The sequence below is a fragment of the Spongiibacter tropicus DSM 19543 genome (genome assembly GCF_000420325.1).
GTDB lineage: Bacteria > Pseudomonadota > Gammaproteobacteria > Pseudomonadales > Spongiibacteraceae > Spongiibacter > Spongiibacter tropicus.
Window position 1 is genome coordinate 1 of record NZ_ATUS01000004.1, and the last position, 24,059, is coordinate 24,059.

A 24,059-nucleotide genomic window follows, 5' to 3' on the forward strand; every position below is an offset into this window, starting at 1 on the left:
CTGGATCAACTGGCCGGCCTGAGTGGCGGCGCTGGCGGTGGTGATAACCCATTGCAACCGCTGCTTGACCAACTGCAAGGCGCCGGTGGTGGCGACAACCCGCTGCAACTGCTGCTTGATCAACTGCAAGGCTTGGGTGGCGGTGCTGGCGCTGGTGGTGAAAACCCCCTCGCTCCTTACGTTCTCCAGCTGACAAAAACGGTTGATGACCTGCTTGCTGATGTGGCGGGTGAAAATGGTACTGTCGATGCGGTTACCGATGTCGTTGATACGCTGGTTACCGACCCTGCTGGCATACAGGCCAGTGTCACAGTCATTCCCGCATCACTGCAGTACGCCTTGGGTCGTCTGCAAGACAATCTGATGGGCTTTGCTCCTGCCTCTGGGGGTGACAATCCGCTGCAACCTCTGCTGGATCAGCTGACTGGCTTGGGTGACATGGCGGGCGGTGGTGCCGGTGGCGATAACCCGCTTCAGCCGCTGTTGGACCAACTGCAAGGTGCCGGTGGTGACAACCCACTGCAACCTTTGATTGATCAGTTCCAGAATGCCGGTTCAGGCGGTATGGAAGGTGACAACCCTCTGCAACCGGTTCTGGATATGCTGACTGGAGCGGGAGAGGGTGGTGATGCTGGTGATACCTCGGCCGCACCGTTCTCCTTTGCGTTCTCTTTCGAGTCTGACGCATTTTCGGTCTCGTACAGCTTTGACGGCCAACAGCCGGAGTTCAGCGTACCCACTCCCTGAGTGAGTTTGCTGTAAGAGTAAGCGCTCAAAAGCCAGCCCCCAGGGGCTGGCTTTTTTACTTTCATGTTGTGACACGCTGTATAACAATACTCGCCATTAGCGAGAGTTTTCTTTTAACAGGCGTTAACCCTTGAATAACCGGCTACTGACATATCTGCTGTTGGTCCTGATGGTGGCATCCGTCAGGGCGCATGCGCAGCTGATCTCTGTCGATGTGCTGGGGGTTGGCGTCGATACCAATATCCCAGGTGCGGCCACCGGCGGTGATGATGATTTGTCGGCGCTGTCACTGGATGCCCTGAACGACGATAGTATTTTTGGCAGCGGCCTCTCGGGGCAGGACATCCTGTTGCTGGGGGCTCCTGCTGAACCCTTGGGAAATGCGCCGGGCTCTGACAGCGCACTGGCGCCGTTGCTCAACAATATCGGCGGCGATAGTCCGGTTATCGAGTTCCTACAGGAGACGGCGGGCGGAGAAGATATCACGCCAGAAATCCTCACTATCGACCTTTCCGGCGAAGATGAGAGTGGACTGTCAGCGGACGCGTCGTCGGATCGGCTCAGGGAACAGGGGCAGCGCGAGTCTGCTCAAATGCAAGCGAGTAGCGCCCGACAGTGCGAGGATGCTGATGGAGACAGTGTTTGTGATGACGTAGATAGCTGTCTGCAATCCCCCAAGGGCGCGGTAGTGTTGCCCAGTGGCTGCCATTTTGATGGTCGTCAGGCGCTGGAGTTAAGAGGCGTCAGCTTTGCGACGGGTACCGCCTTGCTGGATACCGCTTCTGGCGCGGTTTTGCGCCAGGCTGCCAGAATTCTCAAATCTGCCGCCAATGTTCCTTTGAGTATCGAAGTCGCCGGTTATACCGATGATCGGGGCGATGAAGAGAGTAATATGCGGCTCTCTGTTTAGCGTGCACTTGCCGTCATTGACTTCCTGATTGCTGAGGGTGTGGCTGCAGAGCGTTTACATGCGGTTGGTTACGGTGAAAGCCGACCGAAGGAGTCCCTTTCTGGACTCAGTGGCGCCGCGTTAGATGCGGCAAGAGCAAAAAATAGGCGCGTAGAACTGCGCGCGATTCCCGCAGGCGGGAAATAACAAGGTTCACAGGCAGAATAACTATGGCTATTGATTTACCACCAGTGATCCCTCCTCAGGCATGGACTGCTGAGCGTGTAGAGCACGCCGCAGCCAAGCTACCTGTGGCGATGTACGAGGTAGGTGGCTACTCCCTTCATATCACTGGTAATCGCCATTTGAGTGCTGACCAGCTCGACCTGCTGATGCGTAACGCGAAGACCCCGGCACAGGCGATAAATGCCATTAATCAGGCTTACTATCAGTTGGGGCACCTGCTGACTACGGTTTATTTTGCGCAGCGTGGCGATGTGATTTATGCCCATGTCGTACATGGCCGCTTGGCGGATGTAAAAGCGCCTGATTCGATTCGGGGATATTTTAGCGGCTTGATCGGCGATGACGACCTGCGTCGCCGCGAATTCGATGCTCAGAGAGTATTGGCGAATTTGAAAAGCGATAGAGCGGGTATGGACTACAGCGTGAGTTATCAGGTGGGTAAAGACCCGAGCGCGCTGACGCTGGTGCTCAACGAGCAATCGCAGCAGGATTATGATCCGACCGAGTTCAGTTTTGCGGCGAATAACTACGGTAACCGGTTTTTAGGGCGTTATTTTGCCGGTGGCTCCGTGACACATAATTTTCGTAATGGTTTGGAGGCGCAGTTTTCCTACGATCGCGCGTTGACAGAGTTTGGTGAGGTCAATGGTGGTGATTTTTACGATGGGTATACGTTTCGCCTGAATAGCCCCAGCCCATGGGGGCTGTATGGGTTTGAGGCGCGGCGCGTGGATTATGCCCGTTTTGTCGATGCCCGTGTTCAGAGCCCAGACGATCCGCTGTTTACGCTGGATGCCTGCGCGCTGCAAGCATTGTGTTCGATTCTCGGGATTGATGACGGCCTGATTGTTGTTGGCGGCGGGACGAGCATTGAGGATCGACGGCTGGCTCTTGAGGCAGAGACGACGGTACTTGCGCTAACGGGTGAGCAGGTGCTTCTCAGTGATGCGCTTTATCGCCTGACATTTACGCAGCGACTCGAAGATGTTGATTCCCGTATTGATGTAAAGCGTGGGCAAAACTTGCTTGATGAGCCGCAGCAGAGTCTCGAGTTGGGACTGAAATACAATCAGCTCATGCGCTTGTGGGGCCTGCCCAGCAAACTGGCGGTGCAGGGGTTCGTTGATCTGGGCTTTAAGTCCGATTCCGGTACCTTGGGTACGGACGATACTGAGGGCTCGGTCAACTTGGGCCGGCGCAGCAGTGAATTCACTATCTTTAAGCCCCGCTTGTCGTTCCAGACGTCACTGACAGAGCGCGTCGAACTCACGCTCAGTTACAGCGGCCAGTACTCTGACAATACCCAGCTTCCCCTTCAGCAGCAGTATTTTCTCGGCGGTAATAATGGCTTGAGTGCCTATATGCCTGGTGTGCTGGTGGGTGACTCCGGACACTACGCCAAGGCCACGTTGGCGGCTGTCGAATTACCTATTGCAGGTCTGCGTTTCACGCCAGCGTTTTATGTTGAGCGTGGAGAAGCCTGGTTTGAGAATGCCAGCGGAGCCGACGGCGATACGCGAATGCTCAGCGATATCGGCGTGTCTTTTCGGTTCAGCTATCAAGAGCTGATGGAGACGGAATTGGTAATCGCGCGACCGCTATCGGATCAGAATATTGATGAGGAAGTGCGTGAGGCTGCTGAGGCCGATTTCTTCTGGCGATTGAGGGTTAACTTCTAGCTGGGACAAAGCTGGCTCGCGATTTGTGGAGAATGTCAGCGGCGTGGAAAGGTAAGTCGCACACGGCCGCCGGGCGCCTGTTCTCGGCTGACGAGTTCAAGCCCGATATCGCAGCTATCCGCGATATCGCGGACAATAGCTAATCCCAACCCCTGGCCTTGACCATATTGATCTCCCCGTCGTCCGCGATCCAACAGAGCTTCCACTTCACTGGGCTGCAATCCTGCGCCATCATCGTCAATACATAGTTGCAGTGCTTCCGTGCCTGGTGCTGATGATGTCGAGAGCGTGACGCGTTTTTGACAAGCTTTGCAGGCGTTATCTAACAGGTTGCCAAGTAGCTCGAGCAAGTCGTCTTCGTCGACGGCAACGCTGGGGTTGCCGTCGATATGCAGGTGAATCTCAAGGTTTTTGCTGTGATAGACCTTCATTAGTGTATTACGGAGACGCTCAAGCGCCGGCAGCAAGGGTATTTGAGGCCCCAGTTTTCCCGCGCTTCCACTGACTGCTCGACGTAGTTGGTGCCGAATAATATCGTCCATGCGGCTCAATTGCTCCCGTCGACTTTCGTCATCCAGCTGATTGTTCTGAAGCACGGCCAGTGGCGTTTTCAGACTGTGAGCGAGGTCGCCCAGGGTATTGCGATACCGCTCCCGTTGTCGCCGTTCTTTCTCGAGTAACTGGTTAAGGTTCTGCGTAATCCCGCTAAGTTCTTCAGGGTAGTCGTCGCTGAGTTGATGAGTATCGCCTTTTTCCAGATGTCGCAGCTCTCTAGCCAGTTTCCGAAGGGGTTTTAAGCCCCAGAATTGCAGCCCGGTTACCAGCGCAAGAGACAGCAGCGCAACCATGCTCAGCCACAGTGCGAGTTGGCGGCGGAACTGCCTCAGTTCATTCAACATGCCTTGCTTACTGGCGTAAATCGAAAACCGGATGGGAATATCGCGGCCATTATCGGTTTCCCACAGGGCGTAATAGCGGTAGTAGAGGAAGGCGCGCTGATCAATGATGGACTCGCCGAACAAATCTTGTCCGAAGCGTTGTCCTTTTTCTGTTGAGGGAATACCCGGCAGTTGAAGGGTGTCTGCGCTCAGGGATTGCCAGTAAAGTGCGCCATCCAAGCCCTGAATATCAGCATACAGTCCCGACCGGAATTGCCAGAATCTCGGTTCTTTCAAGCGGTCGCTGGTATCGAAACGGTCACCACTCCATTCAACCGCGCCAAGCAGGGAAAAGAACTGTGTTTTTAGCCGGTTTTCTTCCGCCTTGATCAGACTGCTGTGATAGGCGCGGTCGATAGCTAACCCCGTCAGGCCGAGAAGTACCGGCATGCTCAAACTCATGGCCAGCAGGAGCCGGCGGCTGATAGAGCTGCGCCGCGTGGGGCGTTCAGGCATGGGTTTCCTTCAGCTCAAAACGGTAGCCGCGGCCGCGCAGGGTTGTGATTGGCTTGAGGCTGCCCTCGGGGTCGAGTTTTTTGCGCAAACGAGCAATAAAGACCTCGATAACATTACTGTCTCGATCGAAGTCCTGATCGTACAGGTGCTCGGTAAGGTCCGACTTCGATACTACCTGACCACTCCGCATGACGAGGTATTCAAGCGCATTGTATTCAAATGTGGTTAATTCCAGTGCTCGCTGGTCGACGCTGACAGATTTCGCGGCGGTGTCGATAACGACGGGGCCGAATGCCAGCTGAGGGCTGGCGAATCCCGCTGAGCGCCTGATCAAGGCATTGGCGCGGGCAAGGACTTCTTCGATTTGAAAGGGTTTCGCTACGTAATCGTCAGCGCCGGATTCCAAGCCTTTGACTTTATCCTGCCAGCTGTCGCGAGCGGTGAGGACCAGTACCGGGAATTTGATACCTTGTTGGCGCCACTGACTGATCACGCTAATGCCGTCCCGCTTGGGTAGGCCGATATCGACAACCGCAAGGTCATAGGGCATTTCTTCCCCGAGGTAGGCGGCTTCCTCTCCGTCTGAACTGGCGTCACAGGCAAACCCAGCTTCGGTGAAATACTTCAAGAGTTGCGCCTGCAGGAGTGGTTCGTCTTCCACGATGAGTACACGCATGCTTGCTACCTATTTGCCGTCAATAATGACGTTTTTTATTTTTCCATCGTCTTGGAGAATACGCACTTTGTAGGCATTACCGATCTTCTTCGCGCCCACAGCACGGCCGCCATAGCGGCGTTCGGCAATGGCGATGGCGTCCCGGGCTGTCAACTGAGGCTGCAGGCGCTGATGTTCCAGCTGGCCGTTTAGAGAGGGCGAGCCCAGAGCACCATTGCCTCTGGGCAGGTTGATGCCGCCGCGGTCGAGCAAACCTGCGGCAAAGCTCGTGGCCGGCGCTGTGCCGATGCCAAATATCAATGCGGCGAATAAAAAATAACGGGCCATATTCCACACTTTGCTGGTTGGGCGTTTGAGGTCGGTAGGCTATGTGTCCTTTGCCAAGCTTAACCCAGTAACGTAGCGAATTTCAGCTCCTGCCTGTATTTCACAGTGATCTGACCGTACTTGCAGTTTGGATAGCTTCGGCTTAACTTTCGCTGAACCCAGATTCAAGTCACAACATAAAAAGGAAGATGACGGTGAAGCTTTACACCTATGACCCTGCACCCAATCCGCGCCGTGTCGCGCTGCTACTTAAATACAAAGGCGTTGAATTAGACGCCGAGCAGGTGGACCTTACGAAAGGTCAGCAAATGAGCGCGGAGTTCTCAGCAATTAATCCGCAGTGGACGGTGCCCGCGTTGCAGCTGGATAACGGCGAGGTGCTGAGCGACGTGATCGCTATTTGCTATTACCTCGATTCCCTGTATCCCGAAAAGTCGGTTTTTGGCAAGGATGCATTGGAATGTGCAAAAGTCATTGCCTTCTGTCAGCGGCTGTATGTGGACGGCTTGGCTGCCGTGGCTGAAGTCCTGCGTAACGGGAATCCGGTATTCAAAGATCGCGCGTTACCCGGCGCGCTGAATGTGCCTCAAATCCCTGAGCTGGTTGACCGAGGGCACCTGCGTTTGGACGCGTTCTATCAATCGATGAACGAGGTTGTTTCCGGACGGGAATTCGTCGTCGGAGAGCAACTGAGTCAGGCAGATATTGACCTCTATGTCGTGCTGGGTTTCTGCGGCTGGGTAAAACGCAGCATTCCGGAAGATTGCGAAGCGCTGGTTCAATGGTTTGCCGACATGAAAAAGCGCTTCGGTGAGTGACAGGGCCTAGCGCAGCCAGTATACATTCACTCTAGTGTTCAACGATGGGCGGTGGCCACATCGCGGCCCGTGTTGGTGGTAACGCGTTCCTGCTTGCAGGCGGTGGCGATAATCGCGGTGATAATTGCTGCGATACCGCTGGTCGCGCAGGCCATCGCGATAGCCTTGTCGATACGCCCACGACGAGGCGTGTCGGTCGTGAAAGCCATGATACGAGTGTGTGCTGTGACGCATTTGGTAGCTTTGTGGCACAGGTCTGGGGTCAGCCAATGCCAGAGCAGGCAGTCCTAGGATCAGCAGGCCGGTCATGATTCTTGCAAACATGGGATTCCCTCCTGTTAGCATTTCGAGCTCAGTATACCGCCGATAGCGTTAACCCAGGCTGAACCTGCCATATGGGTGATGTTACTCGCTCGCTGCCTCTTTAGAATCTTCGCTAATATAATAATGATAAGGAGCAGGATATGTCGGTGATAGGAGCCCAGGTGAGGGCCACTGGCGCGTTACTCTTTGCATGTGCGGTTGGGTGCTTGTTTTCGCCGCCGCTGCTTGCCAGTGACGATACTTGCCCCGAATGGACCGATGAGCGCCAACTCTTCTTTGGCGATTTACATGTACACACAAAGTACTCACTCGATGCGAGTACACAGGGAACGCGAACGGGGCCGGCTGATGCGTACCGCTTTGCTCGTGGAGAGAGCATTCCTCTGCAGCCCTGGCTGGAGAATGGCGAGGCGCTGCGTCAGCTGAAACTTGAGCGGCCACTGGATTTTGCGGCGGTGACCGATCATGCAGAGCTGCTGGGAGAACGTGAAATCTGCAACAGCCCGGATGACGAGGGCTATGGAAGCTGGCAGTGCAAGTTGTATCGTCACTGGCCCAGAGGGGCTTTTTTCCTGTTCAATACGCAAGCGGCCAGAGCCGTTCGCATGGGTTTTTGCGGCGAGGACGGGGAGTATTGTCGTCAGGCCGCGATGCGTCCCTGGCAAGATATCCAATTATCAGCTGAAGCCGCGAATGACCGTTGTGCATTCACCAGCTTTGTCGCTTACGAGTGGACTGGGGCGGCTGAAAACCTCGCTAACCTGCATCGCAACATCATCTTCCGTAACGCGCAGGTGCCGCGCTTGCCTTTTTCCTTTATCGATGCGCCTTCTGCACCGGCCTTGTGGGACGGGCTTGATGCGCGCTGCGGTCCCGGCACGGATTTGCCCGCCTGCCAGGCACTGGTTATTCCTCATAACAGCAACCTCAGTGATGGCTATATGTTCGTGCTGGATGAGGTCAATACTGAGTTGGGCACTCGTCGGGCGGAGCAACGCTCACGGCTAGAGCGTCTTGTTGAAATCATGCAGCACAAAGGCGCCTCAGAATGTTTTTTTGATCCGCTCAATACGCAGGATGAGCTGTGCGCCTTTGAGCAATTGCCTTACGGCAGCTTTCGTAGCAAGTTTGTCGGCAAAATATCCAGCCGATTGAGTGAACCCGCGCAGAGCGATGCGGGATTCCTGCGAGACGTGCTGAGCGATGGCCTGGCCTATGCACAACAAGACAAGGAAAATACAAACCCTTACACCCTCGGTGTTATCGCAAGTACCGATACACACATCTCCGCGCCCGGCGCCGTGAGCGAGGATAATTTTCCGGGGCATGGCGGCGCCGGCCAACCGGCAGGTCAGGAATTACCCCCCGGATTGCCCGACGACCTGGAGTTTAATCCTGGCGGCTTGGCGGCAGTCTGGGCGGAGGAAAACAGCAGGGAGTCGATTTTCGCTGCGCTTGAGCGGCGCGAGGTCTACGCCACCAGCGGGCCCCGTATTGGACTGCGGGTTTTTGCGGGAGCCGACATGCCACAGAACCTGTGTGAGTCAGACGAATTTGCGCGGCAGGCTGATCAGCACGGCGTACCGATGGGCAGTGAATTAACGTTGGAAAAGGACGGGGCTCCGGTTTTTGCGATACTTGCTGCGATGGATGTCGGGACCGCGAATTCGCCAGGGCTGCCACTGCAAAAAGTGCAGTTGATTAAAGGGCAGCTTGGCGCGGACGGGCAGCGTAAGGAATCCGTTGTGGATATCGTCGATTCTGGTATTGCGGCATCTGTCGATCCGCTCAGCTGCCAGCTTGAGGGTAGCGGCGCTGCGCAGCTCTGCCAGGTGTGGCGTGATCCCGACTACGATCCGCAAAGCCGCAGCTACTATTATGCCCGTGTCTTGGAGGTACCTCGTTGTCGCTGGAGCCAGCAGATCTGCGTGGCGCAGGGGGTGGATTGCAGTAAGCCTGAGACAATCCAGGCGGGCTATGAGGACTGCTGTCGCGCGGATCACCGACCGATTATTCAAGAGCGGGCATGGAGCTCTCCGATTTGGGTGCATCAGGCAAAAGAGGAGGCTGAGTGAGGCGGGGGCTTTGGCGGCTGGCGATTTTTTCTGGTTTGGCAATATTGCTGGCAGCGGGCGTGACTCGCTGGGAAACCTACCAATATCGTGTGCTGGACTGCCCGTCGTCGGTCAGTGTGGCGGAGCGCGCTCGTCAGTGGCGAGCCCTGTATCCGTCGCAGCCGGTGGACCTTTACGGCGTGCAGCAAAGCCTGATGGACGAGGACATGTTGCTGAAAGAAGCGTTGCTGCTAGGTATTCACCGGGAGGACGTGGTGATTCAGCAACGCCTCAATCGGGACATGAGCTTCCTGAAGCTGGAGGGCCAGGGGCTGGAAAAGGATAGCCCATTGCTTGAGGCGCTTATTCTGGGTGATGTGGTCATCCGCCGGCGCTTACTGCAACGCATGGAGGCCATGATGACGGCGACAGCGCCTGAGGTTTCATCTGCTGCGATTCAAAATGAGACTTGGCGGGTCGATTTTCAGCAGTATTTGTTCCGGGAGAGGTCGACCGCCGAGCAGGCGCTCGCCAACGGCGAGTACAGTGAAGCCATACCCTTCCTCCACGGTGGCGCGCTGATGGGACTGGATCAAGCCAGGGTAGATGCCCTGTTTGGAGACCGTACCGATATGACACTGCCGTCTCTGCCTTTGAGGCAGTGGTTTGGGCCGGTTCAGTCGCCCTATGGTTGGCATGTGTTGCGGGTGGTCGATCGCCGTAAGGAGCTGATCAAGGTGCCATCGCCACCGTCAGAAATGTCGGCGTCAGCCCTGACGCGATTGCGGGATAAATACCGGAACCTCTGTCATGCCACGTAGCTCCGTGTTGTCGCTTCTGTTCCTACTCAGTCTGCTGTGTACCCCGGCACATGCCCATAAGCTGGCGCCAGCCCTGTTGGAGCTGCGGAGCCTGCCTTCGGGCACTATTGCGGTCAATTGGCGCTTGCCTGCGGATGGCAGTGCAGCGCTGGCGCTGAGCTTCTCGGCGGACTGCCGACGTTTGGGCGAAGGGCCGCCAACGCGTCAGGGCACGGCATTGGAATGGCAGTTTCATGTCCAGTGTGGCAGCCAACCGGAAGTGCGAGTCGAGGGCCTCAGCCCCTCACAAAGTGCGGTATTGCTGAGGTGGTGGCCGGAGGAGGGCGATGAGCAGCAGCTGCTGTTAAATAGCGATGAACCGGGATATGTACTCGAGAGCAAAGATCAGAAGCCTCATGGCGTTGCCCAATACCTGCAGTGGGGGATTAGCCACATTCTCATCGGTTTTGATCATCTGCTTTTCGTATTGGGGCTGTTTCTGATCTCCGAGCACTGGCGGCAGCGATTGCTTTGGGTCACCGCGTTTACCCTTGGACATAGCCTGACATTGATAGCCGCCAGCACGGGGCTGGTGTCGTTCGACACGGGTCTGGTGGAAGTCGCGATCGCCGCTTCGATACTGGTACTCGCACTGGGTATCAACACCAGGCCCAGCGATGTGACGCGTTCTGGATTTGCTTTATTGGTGTTGGGATTTGGCCTGCTGCATGGCCTCGGTTTCGCGTCTGTATTAGGGGAGCTGGGCTTGCCGCTGGGACAACAGCTGACCGCTCTGCTGCTGTTTAATCTTGGCGTGGAAGTGGGGCAGTTGCTGTTTATCGCCATGTTGGCGCTGGTGTTTGGTCTGATCGCCCGGATTCCGGTCAACGGTGGCGAGACGCCGCTGTTTGCGGCGCGTTTGCTGTCGATTTACACGATGGGCGGCTGCGCGATGTATTGGATGGTCTCCCGTGCAGCCACTAGCCTGTGGTAGCGAAGAGTACGCTTACTGGTTCTCGGCTGTTTGCTTCGGCGGTGCGGGATAGCGCTTCATCGGAATCAGCGGGTGAAAGCCCAGCTCGATACCTTCTTCGATATTGCGGCTGTTGCTCAGTATTTTTGTCCGGCGCACGAAGCTGCGCTGGGATTTCCGAGAATTGATTGCATGCAGGGTGTCCAGGCCTCCGCGGCTGGAGAACAGAGGTTGCCCTTCGCTGCTGTAGATCGTGACGGCGAGACTGGCCCCTTTGATAATCTGCGTCCAGTTGAAATCAGAGGGCACACTGGCGGTGGCGCCCTCGGTGGCCGGCTCTCGGGTGACGCCGTACCAACGGGCGTAATGTTTCATCCCTGCGCTGTGCTGAATATCGTGCACCATAAGGTCAGTAAACAGCACGGCGTCGATCTCTTTGTGTTCCTGCAGGCTTTTGAACGTAGCGCCCATCACATTTTGCCAGCCCACTTGATCAACCTTACCGGTAGTCGGGTCGTAGAAATCGCCGAAGTTCAGCAATGCCTGCTGCCAAGCGTTATTGAAAATATGCTGCGGCACAATCTGGTAGCCATTGGCGGTCAGATAATCCTGAACCATGCCGTCGATTTTCCCCTCGCTGTCCCTTAACATGGAGCGCGTTGGCTCACCGCTGACATTAACGCTGGCTATGATGATTTTCTTGATAGGCTTTTTGGCCAGAGACTCTTTGGCGATGAAGTAGTCATATACCGTTGGGTTGTAACTCACCGAGCTACAGGCGCTGGTGATGACGGCCATCAGTGCGGTAACAATCAGAAGCGTTTTTTTCACAGCGGTACCTATTTATTCGGATGCGCAGGCATTCTAACAACCGGGGTAGAACATGAGAAGTGAACTGGGAGCAGGCGCGGTATGCCTGAACAGTGAGACGAGAGGTAGTGGTGAGCCGGTAGTATTACTGCACGGACTGTTTGGCTCAGCCAGCAATCTGCTCTCATTGGGACGCAGTCTGGAAGCGCACTATCAGGTAGTGCGTATGGACTTGCGCAACCATGGAAAATCTCCCCACTGCGACTACATGGATATCCCGTCGATGGCCAAAGACGTGGCGGTGACCATGGATGAGCTTGGCATCGCGTCGGCCTCGGTTCTGGGCCACTCCTTGGGCGGAAAGGTCGCAATGGAGCTGGCAGCAACGCAGGCCGACCGTGTCAGTAAGCTGATTGTCGCGGATATCGCTCCGGTGAGTTACGGCCGAGGCCACGACGCTATTATTACGGCGCTGCTGGCGATGGATTTGCGTGCCTTGCGCAACCGCGAACAGGCCGACCAACTTTTGCAGGATGCCGTGCCGGAGTTAGGCATTCGTCAGTTTTTGCTCAAGAACCTGATGCGCGATGGCGACCATTGGGCATGGCGGATGAATCTGCCAGTGATTGCCGATTGCTATGACCTGCTGCGGGCAGCACCCGATACAGGGGTATACAAGGCGCCAGCGTTGTTCATTCGCGGGGAATTGTCTCGCTATATCAAAGACGAAAATCGGGTGGGAATTCAACGTCAGTTCCCGGATAGTCGCTTGGAAACCATCGCCGGTACCGGGCACTGGCTTCATGTAGAGAGACCTGCGGAGTTCAACGCTCTGGTGGCTGGCTTTCTGGCGAGCGGCAATGATTGACGCGATTACCGCCAGTCTCTACGCGCAGCAGCCCACAGAGACGCTCTACCATTACACCTCGCTGGGGGGCGTGCTGGGTATTGTCGGCAGTGGTGTGTTGTGGGCCAGTGATATCCGCTATATGAATGACTCGGCAGAACTGAGGCATACGGCAGATTTGGTAAAGCGCGATGTCGAACAGCGCATTGCGGCCGGGCACCCTCACCCCGGGTTGCTGAATGCCTTTCTCGACTGGGTGCAGCACCGAATTACTAACGGCCATATTCTCTTTGGCGCCTCCTTCCGTTCTCACGGCAACCTGCTCAGTCAGTGGCGGGGCTACAGTTCAGTGGGGAAGGGAGCCAGCCTTGGTTTTAATGCCGAGGCCATCGAGAGCTGCGCTGCGGCGCAACACTTTAAGTTGGGCCGTTGTGTGTATGAGGCGGTGGAGCAGCAGCGGCTGATTGCGCAGATTATCGACGCAGTGGAGTTGCTGGCAGAGCCACAACCTCAAGGCAGTGCCAGTGATCAGCGTGAACAATGGTTTAAGCGCTTTCAACACCTGGAAACGGATCTGCTGCGCATCGCAGCGATTCTCAAACATCCCTCATTTGAGGAAGAGCAGGAGTGGCGGCTGGTATCGCCGGTGATTTCCGACTACCTGGGGGCCAAGGTGTATTTTCGCGAGGGGAGGAGCATGCTGGTCCCCTTTATGAAGTTTTCATTGGCGGAGCAGGGCGAATCCATGCTGTTGGATCACGTATACCTTGGGCCGACACCCAATATCAGCTTGTCGATGAACTCTTTAAAAATGTGCCTCAGCAAGCACGGCATTCAACCGACGCAGGGCATCGACTATTGTCAGATACCCTATCGACAGCGTTGATCATTTTCCCGACAAGATAAAGTCTGCACAGCGCTCACCAATTAATACGGCCGTTGCATTGGTGTTGCCGGAAATAATGGTCGGCATCACCGACGCATCAGCAACCCGCAGCCCCTCGAGGCCGTGGACTTTCAGGTGCTGGTCGACGACGGCCATCTCATCGTCACCCATTTTACAGGTGCCCACAGGATGGTAGACGGACTCGCCGGTGTTGCGGACAAATTCCAGAATGTCTTCGTCGCTCTGAACATCGGCGCCGGGAATCAGCTCTTCGCGGCGCCAGGGCTCCAAAACAGGGGCCTCAAAAATTGCCCGCGTCTTGCGCACTGCCGCAATGATCGCGCGACGGTCTTCCTCTTCTGCCAGGTAATTATGTACAAATGCAGGGGCCTCACGCGGATCAGCGCTGCGAATGTGGACGTGACCGCGGCTCTTGGGGCGTAAGTAACATACCGTTGCGGTCGTGCCGGGCACGGTGAGCATACGGCCATTTTCATCCTGATCACCTGCGGCAGGAGTGAAATGGATCTGGGCGTCGGGGCGCGCTACATCGTCCGATGTGCGGAAAAATACCCCGACTTGGGCAGCCGGGTGGGAGAGCATGCCGCTGCCCTTGAAGATCAGCTTCATCAGCGTGTTGAGCATTGCCAGCGGGCGAGAGTCTTCATAATACGTTCTGACACCCTCAAATGAGCGCTGGGTATTCACCGTCAGGTGGTCCTGCATGTTCTCACCAACGCCAGGCAGGTTCTTAAGCGGCTTGATCCCTTTTTGAGACAGCATCTCGGCATTGCCGATGCCGCTCAGTTCCAATAATTGCGGCGAGTTAATCGTACCGCCGCAGAGAATGATCTCGCCGCGGCAGCGCACGGTGACTTCCTTGCCATTCTGCAAATAGCGCAGCCCACAACTGCGGTGGCCTTCGAACAGGATCTGGGTGGCGATGGCATGGGTTTGAATGTGAAGGTTGGCGCGTTTTGCGGCGTTGCGTAAATAGGTTTTGGCTGTACTTTGGCGTCGTCCCCGGCGAATATTCACCTGATAGAAGCCAACACCTTCTTGTCGCTCCCCGTTGAAATCGGGGTTGAAGGGAATACCGGCTTCCTGTGCGGCTTTGACATATAGCTCAGCCATGTCGTAGCGATTCTGAACGTCGTCAACCCAGAGCTGGCCGTCTCGGCCATGGTAGTCATCGCCGGATTGTCCAACATAACCCTCGCAGCGCTTGAAGATCGGTAACAGCTTGTCGTAGCTCCACTCCGTATTCCCGAGCTCCGCCCAGTGATCATAGTCCTCTCGCTGGCCACGGATATAGACCATGCCATTAATTGAGCTGGAGCCGCCGAGCACCTTGCCCCGGGGTTGGTCAATGCGGCGGCCATTCATATGCGGCTCCGGATCACTGACGTAGCCCCAACTGAGTGTTGGGTGCTTCATGGTAAAGGCAAAGCCGAGCGGGATGTGGATCAGGGGGTTGCGGTCTTTGCCACCGGCTTCCAGCAAGAGCACATTGCGTTGGCTATCTTCGCTGAGCCGGTTTGCCAGTGCGCAGCCTGCGGAGCCGGCGCCGACAATAATGTAGTCATAGAGCTTGGTCACGGAGTACTTGCCTCATTTATTTTTCTTGAAGTATCACTGTTGGTACTAAGTGTGTAACTAGACTAAGTGCCTTTGTCTGACTTGTGAAGTTATATGTCTGTAACGTTTTTCCGGCGTTCGGGTATTGCGAGTTCTGTGGCACTTTTCAGCCAGCCGAAGCGTTCCAAAAGTTGCTCGTAGACACCGTCCACCGGGCAGTTGAGCACAATGCGCTCAGCGGTTTTGGGGTGTGTAAATCGCAGCTGCGTGGCGTGAAGCAGCAGTCGGGGGCAGTTCAGAGACTGTGCAAAGTAGCGGTTGTGCCGGCCTCTGCCATGCTTGGCATCACCGATAATCGGGTGAGAGATGTGCTTCATGTGACGCCGAATCTGGTGGGGGCGTCCAGTGAGTGGCTCAGCCAGAACCAGAGAGTAGCGTGATTGAGGATAGCGCTCGATCTCGACGTCGATTTCATGGCTCGCCAGTCGCTGATAATACGTCCGGGCTGGCTTGGCTTCGCCAAATTCTGGCCGTCCCGCGTAGGGATCGGGATCCGCTCGCAGTGCGTGATCAATCCACCCTGACTCTGGTGCGTAACCTCGAACAACCGCCAGGTAGGCCTTTTGAACCGTGTTTTCGCTGAATTGCTTGCCCAGTTGGCCAGCAGCTTCTCGGCTTAGCGCAAACAGCATGACGCCCGACGTCGGTTTGTCCAGGCGGTGGACGGGGTAGATCTTCTGGTCAAGCTGTCTTCTGAGTATCTGCAGCGCGTAACGGGTTTCGTGGCGGTCGATGGGGCTTCGATGAACCAACAGACCGGCTGGCTTGTGAATGGCAACCACGTATTCATCCTGGAAGAGAATCGGCAATGTTTCATCGGCTTGTACGACGTTCGTGCTGATTTCGGAGCAGTTTGATGAAGAGTTTGTCATGTTGGTGTCGTTTTCTTGTCGATATGACGGCTGCGGGTTAGATTCGGTTCTGCGCGGAAATATTGCGTTGAAATACTATGCGGAGAAGACAGTGGCAGACAAATTTCCATGCACATCGGTTGATATGACCTTTTTTGAATCTGCGCCATTTATCTACACGGCAGAAGAAGTCATCAACGTGAGTGCAGACACTGTATTTCAGTCCTTTGAAAATGCAGAGGACTGGCCCGTGTGGGCGGCTCCGATTCAGCGTGTGGAGTGGACCTCGCCGCAGCCTTTCGGTATTGGTACCACGCGTACCGTGTATATGATGGGCGGTTTGACGGGGTATGAGGAGTTTATCGCTTGGGAGCGGGGCCGTGAAATGGCTTTCTGTTTCACACATTCCAGCAAAGACAATATTGTCAGTTTTGCCGAACGTTATCAGGTAGAAGAGTCCGGCCCCAATTGCTGTTGCGTGCGCTGGACAATGGCGATGAAGCCCAAGGGGTTTAGCCGTTATTTCTTGCCGGTATTCAGCCCGTTTATGAATATGGGCGTCAAACTTATGTTGCGCAACTTACGAAAACTGCTTGAGAAGCGGGCTGCCTGAAAAGGGCGAAAAAAAGCCAGAGCGATGGCTCTGGCTTGGGTTAGTGCTTAATTCTTTGCCAGTTGCTCAGACTTGGCAATTTCATCATCAAGCGCGCTGATGATGTCGTTTACATCCTCTTCTGACAGCTTCCCTTCCTTGAGCAGGCGGATATTACCGTCAGTATTCAGTAAGATCACGGCGACTCCCTTGGGCTCCAGGGACCAAGCCTTCAGGCCACGGCCCTCATCGTCTGCGACCAGTACGGCCTGTGGGTGAGCACGCTTGTTCTTGGCCAGTTCGCTGGTTACCAGGCCCTGTGTTCCCCAGAGGGCGTCATCAAGGTTGACGACCGATATGGATTGGAAGCTGCCGGGCGCATAGTCCCCTTTGTCCAGACGGTCGCGCAGAGGCGCAATAATCGAGTCAGAAGACATGCGTGCCGCCATGTGGAAAATCAGCGCAGGGGTGTCTGCAGTGATCTGTTCTGTCGACCAGGGAACGAAGCGAACACTGTCGCCGTTGATTTCCAGCTCACCTCGGCTGGGCACATCCAGCGCGGGCAGTTCTCCGCCCAGTTCCAGGGCAGTACTCGCGGCGCTGACACACAGCAAACCGGCAGCAACCAATGATTTCCATAAACGCAGCATGTAAGATTCCTTGTTCGTTATCAAAACAGCGACTCGCGGCAGAATAGCACAGTCATTTGTCCGCAAAGATGACGCTTAGTTCACATTGTGCCGGGCTGTATATTAATCCGTGCTGAACCGGCCATATCCCCTGAAAAGCCGCTCCTTGCGGGCTGCTATCAGGACGCGTCGTTGCTGTATGACTCCCAGCTCTTCAGGCGTCCGCTGGCCTGTAATTCTTCCAGCAGGGCTGCTTGCTTCCGCTTACTCATCCAGAGGAACGTCCGCGGCAGGCCCAGTCGCTCGCAGCTTTGACCCGCGGGGCTGTCGGGTTTGGGAATGCGCTCGGAAAGACGTGCGACGAGCTTTACCAATAGTCGTCCAGACCGGCTTAGCTTGTACTTGTCGTTCAATCCCAGCCGCTCACTGACGGATTTCGGTACGATATCGACCGCCGCACAGACGATGGCGTGCAGCAGGAAACCCGGTATCTTCCTCTCCTTGGCGGAATTCTGGAGCACTTGCAGGAATTCCTCGTTGATAGGGTGCGCTTCGAAGCCGGGTTCCAGCTTTGCCATCATTTGATGAAAATCTTCCAGCGACGCCGGTTTTTTTTTCACGCCATACAGTTTTGCGATCTCGGTGCTCTCGCTAAAAAACTGTCTAATTTCCTGGTCGCTCAGTGGTGATACAAAGCGATGATAGGCGACCAAAAAACCATAGCCTGCGGTCGCAGCTACCCAATCCAATAGTTCCTGATCAAGCGCTTTGTAGTGCTGCCCATCGGGGGTGACGCCCTCGACCCGCGCATGCATCCTGTTGACCCCTCCGATAATTTTTCGGGCGGCGCTTGCGGGGCCGTATGCACCGATCATGGCTGCGTGCCCAGTGCGCTCGGAGCGGCCGACTGGATCCCGACGATAGGTAGAGTGATCCCATACGCCGCTGCGTATGCGCGGGTCGGCAAACTCAAGAAGTACCGCACAGACCCCACCAATGACCCGGCTGATCGGGTTCTTGTAGATTCGCCACGTCACGGAGTCAGGCCCGATATACGCGGGCTCACCGGGTGGTTGGGTGTAGTCCAGTTTCCACCCCATGTACGTGCTGCGTTCCGCCATAGTCTTATCCATATTTTTCAGAAGCTGCTGTTTGTGTGATGTCATTTTTTTGAACGGGCGCCAGTATTAGCCGCTGCTTCGAAGGCCCTTGTGAACGCTAGATTACGGTAAATTTTAGCGGCATTTTGTTTCGGGCGGACGAAAAAGGTTATTGGGTGCCAGCGCCGATGCCCGCTGTCTTGCCCTCGCATTAGCACACTGACTACAGTCTTCACCGAACGCAGGCTGTTCCCCCAGATGCTAGGGGGGAGGGCGGCATTAACGACAGTGTCCGGGCGGTTTTGTACGAGCCAAACCCGTTGATAAGAAGAATAGTTGGGGAAGAATTATGGCCTTGTCACCTAGAGCCGTTTTACCGTTAGTTTTTTTGTCTGGTATGGCAGGTGCTCAAGAGGAGCCCCGTCGTCAGTTGGAGGAAGTGGTGGTGACCGCGCAGAAGCGGGCGGAGTCTCTCAGTGATGTGCCTGTTTCGGTTACGGCCGTGTCATCTGAAAAGCTCAACCAAGCGGGTATTGAGAACCTCTCCGACCTTTCGGAATACACGCCCAATTTCAAAATGGTGAAAGGCGGCCTGGCCCCGAATGTTTATATGCGAGGTATCGGTTCAGGTTCAAACCTGGGTTTTGAAATGTCAGTGGGCTTCTTTTCCGACGGCATTCATCTGGGGCGCGCCCAGCAAACGCGCGCGGCGTTCATGGACGTGCAGCGGGTCGAGGTGCTGCGAGGGCCGCAGTCAATATTGTTTGGCAAGAACGCTATCGCGGGGGCGATAAATCTGATTTCTGCACAACCCGGCGACGAATTTGAGGGCATGGTTTCCGGTATTTATGGTCTTGAACTGGATAATCGTGAGGTCAATACGGTGTTGTCAGGTCCTCTTACCGAAACGTTCGGTGCCCGCCTGGCTCTGCGTTACCGCGAGGATGAGGGCTACATCTACAACACGGAGCTCGATCGCGACGATGGGGGCTCGGAGGAAGTCTCGGGCAGGCTCATTTTGCGCTGGACGCCGACAGACAGTGTCGATGCCAGCCTGAAGCTTGAGAAGACAGAGCTGGAGCAGATAGGTCGAACCTTGCAGGTCACGCACCCAAGTGCGTTAACGGGGTGTTCCGGCGAGAACACACGCCGCGATTATGTTCGCGCGAGTGACACGGATGAGCGGGTTAAGCTCGACAACTATAACGGCACCTTGAATGTCGACGTTCATACCGATGGCGGTACGTTTACCTCGGTGACCGGTTATACCGGCTTTGAGAATGATGAGGTATTTGACCCCGATTCGAGTAGTTTTAATACCTCAGTATTCGATGGTGTCGAGGAATTCAGCCAAGTCAGTCAAGAGTTCCGGTTTGCGTCACCCGGCGGTGAATTTATCGACTATATCGGTGGGGTCTTTTACCAGAAGAACGAGGTGAGTTCCGATGTTAAAGCGCCACTGAATGTTCGTACCGGTGCCATTGAAGATACCGGAGTTTGTCTGCTGAACACAGCACAGCTGGTCGCTGCTGACCTTGATCGCCAATTTGATATGGACGCCGAGGCATGGTCGGCGTTTACGCAATTTACCTTCAATTTCAGCGAAAGCTGGCGCAGCACGCTCGGTCTGAGATATGTCTCTGAGAAGAAGGAAGGTGAGCGGGTGTTTAACCTGTATGAGCGCAACACGGAAATTCCCGTTAACCCGGTGACCGCGTTGCTGCTGAGCCAGCTGAATGTGGGGGCCCATGAATTGCAGGGAGAGCGCGATAGCGATGTGTTACTGCCTTTGGTGAATACCCAATGGGATATCAATGACGACGTTATGCTCTACGTGTCCTACACGCGCGGTGCGAAATCGGGTGGCTATGATGCGCAGGGCAACAACGGTGACGACGGCCCGAGCGGCGGAGCCACCAATTTTGAGTTTGATGATGAAATCGCGAACGCTTGGGAAATCGGGGCGAAAATGCGCCTGCTGGATGGCGCGGCTGACTTGAATTTGGCGGTGTATCGTGTGGAATACGATGATATGCAGGTCAGTGTATTTGACGGTGTTGCCGGATTCAGTGTGACGAATGCCGGCCAATCGCTGACCCAGGGCTTCGAGCTTGATGGCCGCTGGTTGCTGACGGACTGGATGATGCTGACCGGGTCGGTGGCCTATCTTGACTTTGAGTGGCTCAAGTACGAGCAGGGGCCCTGCTATCCGGGGTCTCCAGACGAAGACCCCAATACCGGTACCTGTAATTTTGAAGGCAAGGTAAATCAACAAACACCGTCGTGGACGAGCAGTTTGTCGGCGATCTTTACCTGGCCGATCAGCGACGCGTTGATGCTTGAGGCTGCCGCTGACGTGAATTACCGCGACGAGCATTACATTTCCGGTGACCTTGATCCCAGAGGGCTGGAAGAGGCGGTGACCAAATACAATGCACGGGTTCGCGTGTTTGACGTCGCAGAAACCTGGTGGTTGTCTCTCGTGGGTAAAAACCTGACAGATGAGCTGGTCATGGGCTTCGGTGGCGGAACGGGCCTGGATGTCGGCGGCTATCGCGCCTCCGCGGAGCCACCGCGTTCGGTTTATCTGGAGGGCGGTGTGCGGTTTTAATCACATCGGGGGCTGGCCTGCATGGCGGGTCTAGCCCCGACTCGTAAGCACTTTCCCATTGAATGGGCAGCGGTGCAGGTCAACGAAAGCGGCAAAGAATCTTCCTCTCTTTTTCTGCCTGCTCATCCAATCACTTCTCGCCGTCTATTGCTGCCTCTTGAGCGCCTGAGGAACTTTTTACCTCCCAACTTCATCGTACTAGTGACAGCGGAATGCTCTTGCTACCAGCGAGAGCACTCCGCTGACGATGATTACGTTAATTAGGAGGAAGGCATGACACATAACGTCAAAACGACTCCAGGATTAAAAGTCGGTCTAGGGGTGATCGCTGCCGGTTTGCTCGCGGGTACAGCCAGTGTTCCCGCATTGGCGGCTGGAGATTCTCACTTGTACATCGGCGGTAGTTACGGACTTTATAAAGACCGCAACGGTGACTTTGACGAAGACGACAATTTCAAAGAGATCTTCGTCGGGGCGCAATTCAACCCGGTACTGGGGCTGGAGGCGAGCTACCTCGATTTCGGCGAATTCAGCGGAGCCTTGGGCAGCAGCGATATTGACGGCTATGACCTGGCTTTGGTCGCCCGTCTTCCGTTGACAGAGAGCTTTTCCATATACGCCAAAGGCGGCCAATTGTTTTGGGATGCGGATATCCGCGTAGCCGGATTCAAGGACAGCGCAGATGGCGATGATCCCTTCGTTGGCGTGGGCGCCGACTTCGCGATCACGGACAACCTCGTCGTGGCCCTTGAGTACGACCGGTACCGTATCGATATTGAAGACAACCAGTTCCCGGGAACAGGCAGTCAGGACTGGGATGGCGATATGGATACGATGAAAATCGGGGCGAGATTACTTTTCTAGGGCACCCGTCCCATATCTGGTGTCCCTTCGCCAGCCGCACAGCGGAGTCCCCCTAACGCACGGCGGCTGGCTTTTTTCTAATCGTGGGGAGGTAGCTTGGCGCCGCAGTGCCGGCAGTACATGGCATCGCGTTCATGACCACGGCGTCGGCAGGCGTGACACATGACTGCACTGCGCATGCGCTGGGTTTCCTGTATGAGCTCTGCACTTAATATCCCTGTTGGTATAGCGATGATGGCGTAACTGGTGACCATCGCCAGTGCCGCAACGGCTCTACCAATGGTTGTTTGGGGAACAATATCGCCATAGCCGACGGTGGTGACGGTGACAATCGCCCAGTAAATGCTCTGCGGGAGGCTGGTGAAACCGTTGTGTGGGCCCTCAATCAAATACATCAGCGAGCCGAAGACAATCACCAGGGTTACGACCGTGATGAAGAAGACGGTGATTTTGTGTCGCGAGGCTTTGACTGAACGAATCAGCACATTGGCTTCCGACATGTATTTGAACAGCTTGAATACCCGAAAGATTCGCAGCACCCGGAACACCCGGATCACCAGTAGGTGCTGGGCTCCAGGGATGAATAGCGCGAAGTAGGTGGGCAAGGCCGCGAGCAGGTCGACGATACCGTAGAAGCTGAGCACATACTCCCGGCGGTTTTCAGAGCAGTAAACGCGGGCAACGTATTCGATACTGAACAGAATGGTAAAGCCGATTTCTGCCGCGTAAAGCAGGTTGCCATAGCGCTCATGCAGAGAGGATACCGAGTCGAGGAAAAGGGCGAAGATGCTGGCGATGATGACGACAATCAGTGCGATGTCGAAATTGCGTCCTGCGCCCGGTTCGGTGCCGAAAATGACCTGCCTCATCCGTTCCCGGAGGTCGGTTTGGCTCATGACTGCGCTTCCTCCCGGAGTACGGCGACCATGCGTTCACACAGCGTCTGAAGGTCATCATCACTGATGACATAAGGTGGCATGGTGTACACCAGCTTACCGAAAGGCCGAATCCAGATGCCGTGTTCAACAAAGCGCGGTTGGATACTGCTCATCTCGACGGGCTCTTTCATCTCAATGACGCCAATCGCGCCCAGGCAGCGGACATCGGCAACGTCGTCAAGCTCGCTTGCGGCTGCCAGTCCCTGATTCAGGCCTTTTTCAATACGTTGGATATTTGTCTGCCAATCGTCGCTGAGCAGTAGGTCAATACTGGCATTGGCAATCGAACAGGCCAACGGGTTGCCCATAAAGGTCGGGCCGTGCATGAACACACCGGCTTCGCCTTGGCAGATACCTTGCGCGACGGCTTCGGTGCACAGTGTTGCGGCAAGGCTCATATAGCCGCCGGTCAGGGCTTTGCCGACGCACATGATATCGGGACTGATGCCTGCGTGGTCGCAGGCGAATAACTCGCCGCTGCGGCCAAAGCCCGTGGCAATTTCATCGTGAATCAGCAATACATCAAATTCGTCGCACAGTGCGCGGGCCTTGCGCAGATAATCGGCTGAATAAAACCGCATGCCCCCCGCACCCTGAACGATCGGTTCGAGAATGACGGCGGCAATGTCCTGATGGTGCTGTTCCAGCTGCGCGCGCATGGATGCCATATCCTCGGTACTGGCCTCGCTGCCGAAGGGGGTGGCGGGCGCGTCACAGAAGAAATGCTGGGGCAATACGCCGTTAAAAAGATGGTGCATACCATTCACTGGGTCGCAGGCGGCCATGGTGGCAAACGTATCGCCGTGATAGGCGTGATGCAGCGCCAGCAGTCGGTTTTTCTGGGGCTTACCCTGAGCAATCCAGTATTGGACGGCCATCTTGATCGCGACTTCGACAGCAACGGAGCCAGAGTCGGAAATAAACACGCGGGTCAGTGGCTCGGGGGTTAAGTCAACGAGGCGCTTGCCCAGCGTTGCTGCAGGAGCATGAGTCAGGCCGCCAAACATGACATGCGACATATCTTGCAACTGGCTCGTGGCGGCGGCATTGAGTGCCGGGTGGTTGTAACCGTGAATGGTCGACCACCAGGAAGACATTCCGTCGATCAGGCGACGGCCATCGGCAAGGGTTAATCTCACGCCGCTGGCGGAGGAGACGGGGAAAACAGGGCTGGGGTGAAGGGCCGATGAGTAAGGGTGCCAGATGTGCTGTTGGTCCCATTTCAGCCAGGTGGCCGTGTCGGTATTGCGGTAATCAGGCATGCGGTTCTCCGTAGCAAGGGGCCATTTTAGAAGTTGCCGAAGGCTTTTGCATCTTTACATGGCTGCGGTGATACTGGCTGGATAGATGTATCTAGGCAGCGTGC

23 protein-coding genes are annotated in these 24,059 nt (G+C 55.7%); 12 read left to right on the forward strand and 11 right to left on the reverse strand.

From position 1 onward, the window contains the following. The 3 genes from G411_RS22280 to G411_RS0114850 form a co-directional block, all read left to right on the forward strand. A partial coding sequence (locus G411_RS22280) for a hypothetical protein (RefSeq protein WP_022960004.1) occupies positions 1-747 on the forward strand: 747 nt, incomplete at its 5' end. Between the two features lie 130 nt (positions 748-877). After that, the gene (locus G411_RS0114845) at positions 878-1,657 is read left to right on the forward strand and encodes an OmpA family protein (RefSeq protein ID WP_022960005.1); all 780 of its coding nucleotides are present in this window, start codon (positions 878-880) and stop codon (positions 1,655-1,657) included. Positions 1,658-1,866: 209 nt separating this feature from the next. Then, positions 1,867-3,561, forward strand: a complete 1,695-nt coding sequence (locus tag G411_RS0114850) for a ShlB/FhaC/HecB family hemolysin secretion/activation protein (protein ID WP_157581352.1) — start codon at positions 1,867-1,869, stop codon at positions 3,559-3,561. Positions 3,562-3,596: 35 nt separating this feature from the next. On the opposite strand, the gene G411_RS20695 is transcribed toward G411_RS0114850, so the two are convergent. Genes G411_RS20695 through G411_RS0114865 form a run of 3 tightly spaced genes read right to left on the reverse strand, consistent with a single transcriptional unit; the run spans position 3,597 to position 5,958 of the window. Continuing rightward, positions 3,597-4,955, reverse strand: coding sequence for an ATP-binding protein (locus G411_RS20695; RefSeq protein ID WP_022960007.1), 1,359 nt, complete (start codon positions 4,953-4,955; stop codon positions 3,597-3,599). Then, the gene (locus tag G411_RS0114860) at positions 4,948-5,631 is read right to left on the reverse strand and encodes a response regulator transcription factor (protein ID WP_022960008.1); all 684 of its coding nucleotides are present in this window, start codon (positions 5,629-5,631) and stop codon (positions 4,948-4,950) included. The genes G411_RS20695 and G411_RS0114860 overlap by 8 nt, the downstream gene beginning before the upstream one ends. 9 nt (positions 5,632-5,640) lie before the next feature. Then, positions 5,641-5,958, reverse strand: coding sequence for a PepSY domain-containing protein (locus G411_RS0114865; protein ID WP_022960009.1), 318 nt, complete (start codon positions 5,956-5,958; stop codon positions 5,641-5,643). Between the two features lie 194 nt (positions 5,959-6,152). Here G411_RS0114865 and G411_RS0114870 point away from each other — a divergent pair, with 194 nt between their 5' ends. After that, positions 6,153-6,776, forward strand: coding sequence for a glutathione S-transferase family protein (locus G411_RS0114870; protein ID WP_037509707.1), 624 nt, complete (start codon positions 6,153-6,155; stop codon positions 6,774-6,776). 38 nt (positions 6,777-6,814) lie between these two features. Here G411_RS0114870 and G411_RS22175 read toward each other — a convergent pair whose 3' ends face one another. Then, positions 6,815-6,985, reverse strand: coding sequence for a hypothetical protein (locus G411_RS22175; RefSeq protein WP_157581354.1), 171 nt, complete (start codon positions 6,983-6,985; stop codon positions 6,815-6,817). A 255-nt stretch (positions 6,986-7,240) separates the two neighbouring features. Here G411_RS22175 and G411_RS20700 point away from each other — a divergent pair, with 255 nt between their 5' ends. Genes G411_RS20700 through G411_RS21620 form a run of 3 tightly spaced genes read left to right on the forward strand, consistent with a single transcriptional unit; the run spans position 7,241 to position 10,948 of the window. Then, a complete protein-coding gene (locus G411_RS20700) occupies positions 7,241-9,175 on the forward strand; it encodes a DUF3604 domain-containing protein (protein WP_022960012.1) in 1,935 nt (644 codons plus the stop codon). Then, the gene (locus G411_RS0114885; protein ID WP_022960013.1) at positions 9,172-9,975 is read left to right on the forward strand and encodes a peptidylprolyl isomerase; all 804 of its coding nucleotides are present in this window, start codon (positions 9,172-9,174) and stop codon (positions 9,973-9,975) included. The genes G411_RS20700 and G411_RS0114885 overlap by 4 nt, the downstream gene beginning before the upstream one ends. Then, entirely contained in the window at positions 9,965-10,948 is a 984-nt protein-coding gene (locus tag G411_RS21620) for a HupE/UreJ family protein (protein ID WP_022960014.1), read from the forward strand. Before G411_RS0114885 ends, G411_RS21620 begins: the two co-directional genes overlap by 11 nt. 12 nt (positions 10,949-10,960) lie before the next feature. Here the strand turns inward: G411_RS21620 and G411_RS0114895 are convergent, their stop codons facing one another. Beyond that, positions 10,961-11,758, reverse strand: coding sequence for a hypothetical protein (locus G411_RS0114895; RefSeq protein WP_022960015.1), 798 nt, complete (start codon positions 11,756-11,758; stop codon positions 10,961-10,963). Positions 11,759-11,810: 52 nt separating this feature from the next. Between G411_RS0114895 and G411_RS0114900 the strand changes: the two genes are divergently transcribed. Together G411_RS0114900 and G411_RS0114905 are read left to right on the forward strand one after the other, a co-directional pair. Further along, a complete protein-coding gene (locus G411_RS0114900; protein WP_022960016.1) occupies positions 11,811-12,605 on the forward strand; it encodes an alpha/beta fold hydrolase in 795 nt (264 codons plus the stop codon). Continuing rightward, the gene (locus G411_RS0114905; protein ID WP_022960017.1) at positions 12,598-13,470 is read left to right on the forward strand and encodes a DUF2971 domain-containing protein; all 873 of its coding nucleotides are present in this window, start codon (positions 12,598-12,600) and stop codon (positions 13,468-13,470) included. The genes G411_RS0114900 and G411_RS0114905 overlap by 8 nt, the downstream gene beginning before the upstream one ends. Here the strand turns inward: G411_RS0114905 and G411_RS0114910 are convergent, their stop codons facing one another. Beyond that, complete coding sequence (locus G411_RS0114910; RefSeq protein WP_022960018.1) at positions 13,471-15,069, reverse strand: GMC family oxidoreductase; 1,599 nt, start codon at positions 15,067-15,069, stop codon at positions 13,471-13,473. It abuts the gene before it with no gap. Between the two features lie 89 nt (positions 15,070-15,158). Then, positions 15,159-15,980, reverse strand: coding sequence for a pseudouridine synthase (locus G411_RS20710; protein ID WP_022960019.1), 822 nt, complete (start codon positions 15,978-15,980; stop codon positions 15,159-15,161). Here G411_RS20710 and G411_RS0114920 point away from each other — a divergent pair. After that, positions 15,979-16,572 carry an SRPBCC family protein gene (locus tag G411_RS0114920; RefSeq protein WP_022960020.1) on the forward strand — a complete coding sequence of 198 codons (594 nt, stop codon included), beginning with the start codon at positions 15,979-15,981 and terminating at the stop codon, positions 16,570-16,572. The two genes, G411_RS20710 and G411_RS0114920, sit on opposite strands and share 2 nt — an antisense overlap. Before the next feature lie 47 nt (positions 16,573-16,619). Here G411_RS0114920 and G411_RS0114925 read toward each other — a convergent pair whose 3' ends face one another. Next, a complete protein-coding gene (locus tag G411_RS0114925) occupies positions 16,620-17,201 on the reverse strand; it encodes a YtfJ family protein (RefSeq protein WP_022960021.1) in 582 nt (193 codons plus the stop codon). 158 nt (positions 17,202-17,359) lie between these two features. After that, positions 17,360-18,301 (reverse strand): oxygenase MpaB family protein, encoded by a 942-nt coding sequence (locus tag G411_RS20715; RefSeq protein ID WP_051151364.1) that lies wholly within the window; start codon positions 18,299-18,301, stop codon positions 17,360-17,362. A 376-nt stretch (positions 18,302-18,677) separates the two neighbouring features. On the opposite strand from G411_RS20715, the gene G411_RS20720 reads away from it, so the two are divergent. Beyond that, complete coding sequence (locus tag G411_RS20720) at positions 18,678-20,891, forward strand: TonB-dependent receptor (protein WP_022960023.1); 2,214 nt, start codon at positions 18,678-18,680, stop codon at positions 20,889-20,891. Between the two features lie 273 nt (positions 20,892-21,164). Next, entirely contained in the window at positions 21,165-21,755 is a 591-nt protein-coding gene (locus G411_RS0114940) for a porin family protein (protein ID WP_084495586.1), read from the forward strand. 77 nt (positions 21,756-21,832) lie between these two features. Here G411_RS0114940 and G411_RS0114945 read toward each other — a convergent pair whose 3' ends face one another. After that, positions 21,833-22,651, reverse strand: coding sequence for an ion transporter (locus G411_RS0114945; RefSeq protein WP_022960025.1), 819 nt, complete (start codon positions 22,649-22,651; stop codon positions 21,833-21,835). Next, positions 22,648-23,955, reverse strand: a complete 1,308-nt coding sequence (gene bioA, locus G411_RS20725) for an adenosylmethionine--8-amino-7-oxononanoate transaminase (protein ID WP_022960026.1) — start codon at positions 23,953-23,955, stop codon at positions 22,648-22,650. The genes G411_RS0114945 and bioA overlap by 4 nt, the downstream gene beginning before the upstream one ends. Positions 23,956-24,059 lie beyond the last annotated feature (104 nt).

What these genes read in the sequence shown, in the direction of transcription:
- G411_RS0114850 (WP_157581352.1), top strand. Translation starts at nt 1,867, where the DNA reads ATGGCTATTGATTTACCACCAGTGATCCCTCCTCAGGCATGGACTGCT.
- G411_RS20695 (WP_022960007.1), bottom strand. Translation starts at nt 4,955, where the DNA reads ATGCCTGAACGCCCCACGCGGCGCAGCTCTATCAGCCGCCGGCTCCTG.
- G411_RS0114860 (WP_022960008.1), bottom strand. Translation starts at nt 5,631, where the DNA reads ATGCGTGTACTCATCGTGGAAGACGAACCACTCCTGCAGGCGCAACTC.
- G411_RS0114865 (WP_022960009.1), bottom strand. Translation starts at nt 5,958, where the DNA reads ATGGCCCGTTATTTTTTATTCGCCGCATTGATATTTGGCATCGGCACA.
- G411_RS22175 (WP_157581354.1), bottom strand. Translation starts at nt 6,985, where the DNA reads ATGGCTTTCACGACCGACACGCCTCGTCGTGGGCGTATCGACAAGGCT.
- G411_RS20700 (WP_022960012.1), top strand. Translation starts at nt 7,241, where the DNA reads ATGTCGGTGATAGGAGCCCAGGTGAGGGCCACTGGCGCGTTACTCTTT.
- G411_RS21620 (WP_022960014.1), top strand. Translation starts at nt 9,965, where the DNA reads ATGCCACGTAGCTCCGTGTTGTCGCTTCTGTTCCTACTCAGTCTGCTG.
- G411_RS0114900 (WP_022960016.1), top strand. Translation starts at nt 11,811, where the DNA reads ATGAGAAGTGAACTGGGAGCAGGCGCGGTATGCCTGAACAGTGAGACG.
- G411_RS0114905 (WP_022960017.1), top strand. Translation starts at nt 12,598, where the DNA reads ATGATTGACGCGATTACCGCCAGTCTCTACGCGCAGCAGCCCACAGAG.
- G411_RS0114920 (WP_022960020.1), top strand. Translation starts at nt 15,979, where the DNA reads ATGTTGGTGTCGTTTTCTTGTCGATATGACGGCTGCGGGTTAGATTCG.
- G411_RS20710 (WP_022960019.1), bottom strand. Translation starts at nt 15,980, where the DNA reads ATGACAAACTCTTCATCAAACTGCTCCGAAATCAGCACGAACGTCGTA.
- G411_RS0114925 (WP_022960021.1), bottom strand. Translation starts at nt 17,201, where the DNA reads ATGCTGCGTTTATGGAAATCATTGGTTGCTGCCGGTTTGCTGTGTGTC.
- G411_RS20715 (WP_051151364.1), bottom strand. Translation starts at nt 18,301, where the DNA reads ATGGCGGAACGCAGCACGTACATGGGGTGGAAACTGGACTACACCCAA.
- G411_RS20720 (WP_022960023.1), top strand. Translation starts at nt 18,678, where the DNA reads ATGGCAGGTGCTCAAGAGGAGCCCCGTCGTCAGTTGGAGGAAGTGGTG.
- G411_RS0114940 (WP_084495586.1), top strand. Translation starts at nt 21,165, where the DNA reads ATGACACATAACGTCAAAACGACTCCAGGATTAAAAGTCGGTCTAGGG.
- G411_RS0114945 (WP_022960025.1), bottom strand. Translation starts at nt 22,651, where the DNA reads ATGAGCCAAACCGACCTCCGGGAACGGATGAGGCAGGTCATTTTCGGC.
- bioA (WP_022960026.1), bottom strand. Translation starts at nt 23,955, where the DNA reads ATGCCTGATTACCGCAATACCGACACGGCCACCTGGCTGAAATGGGAC.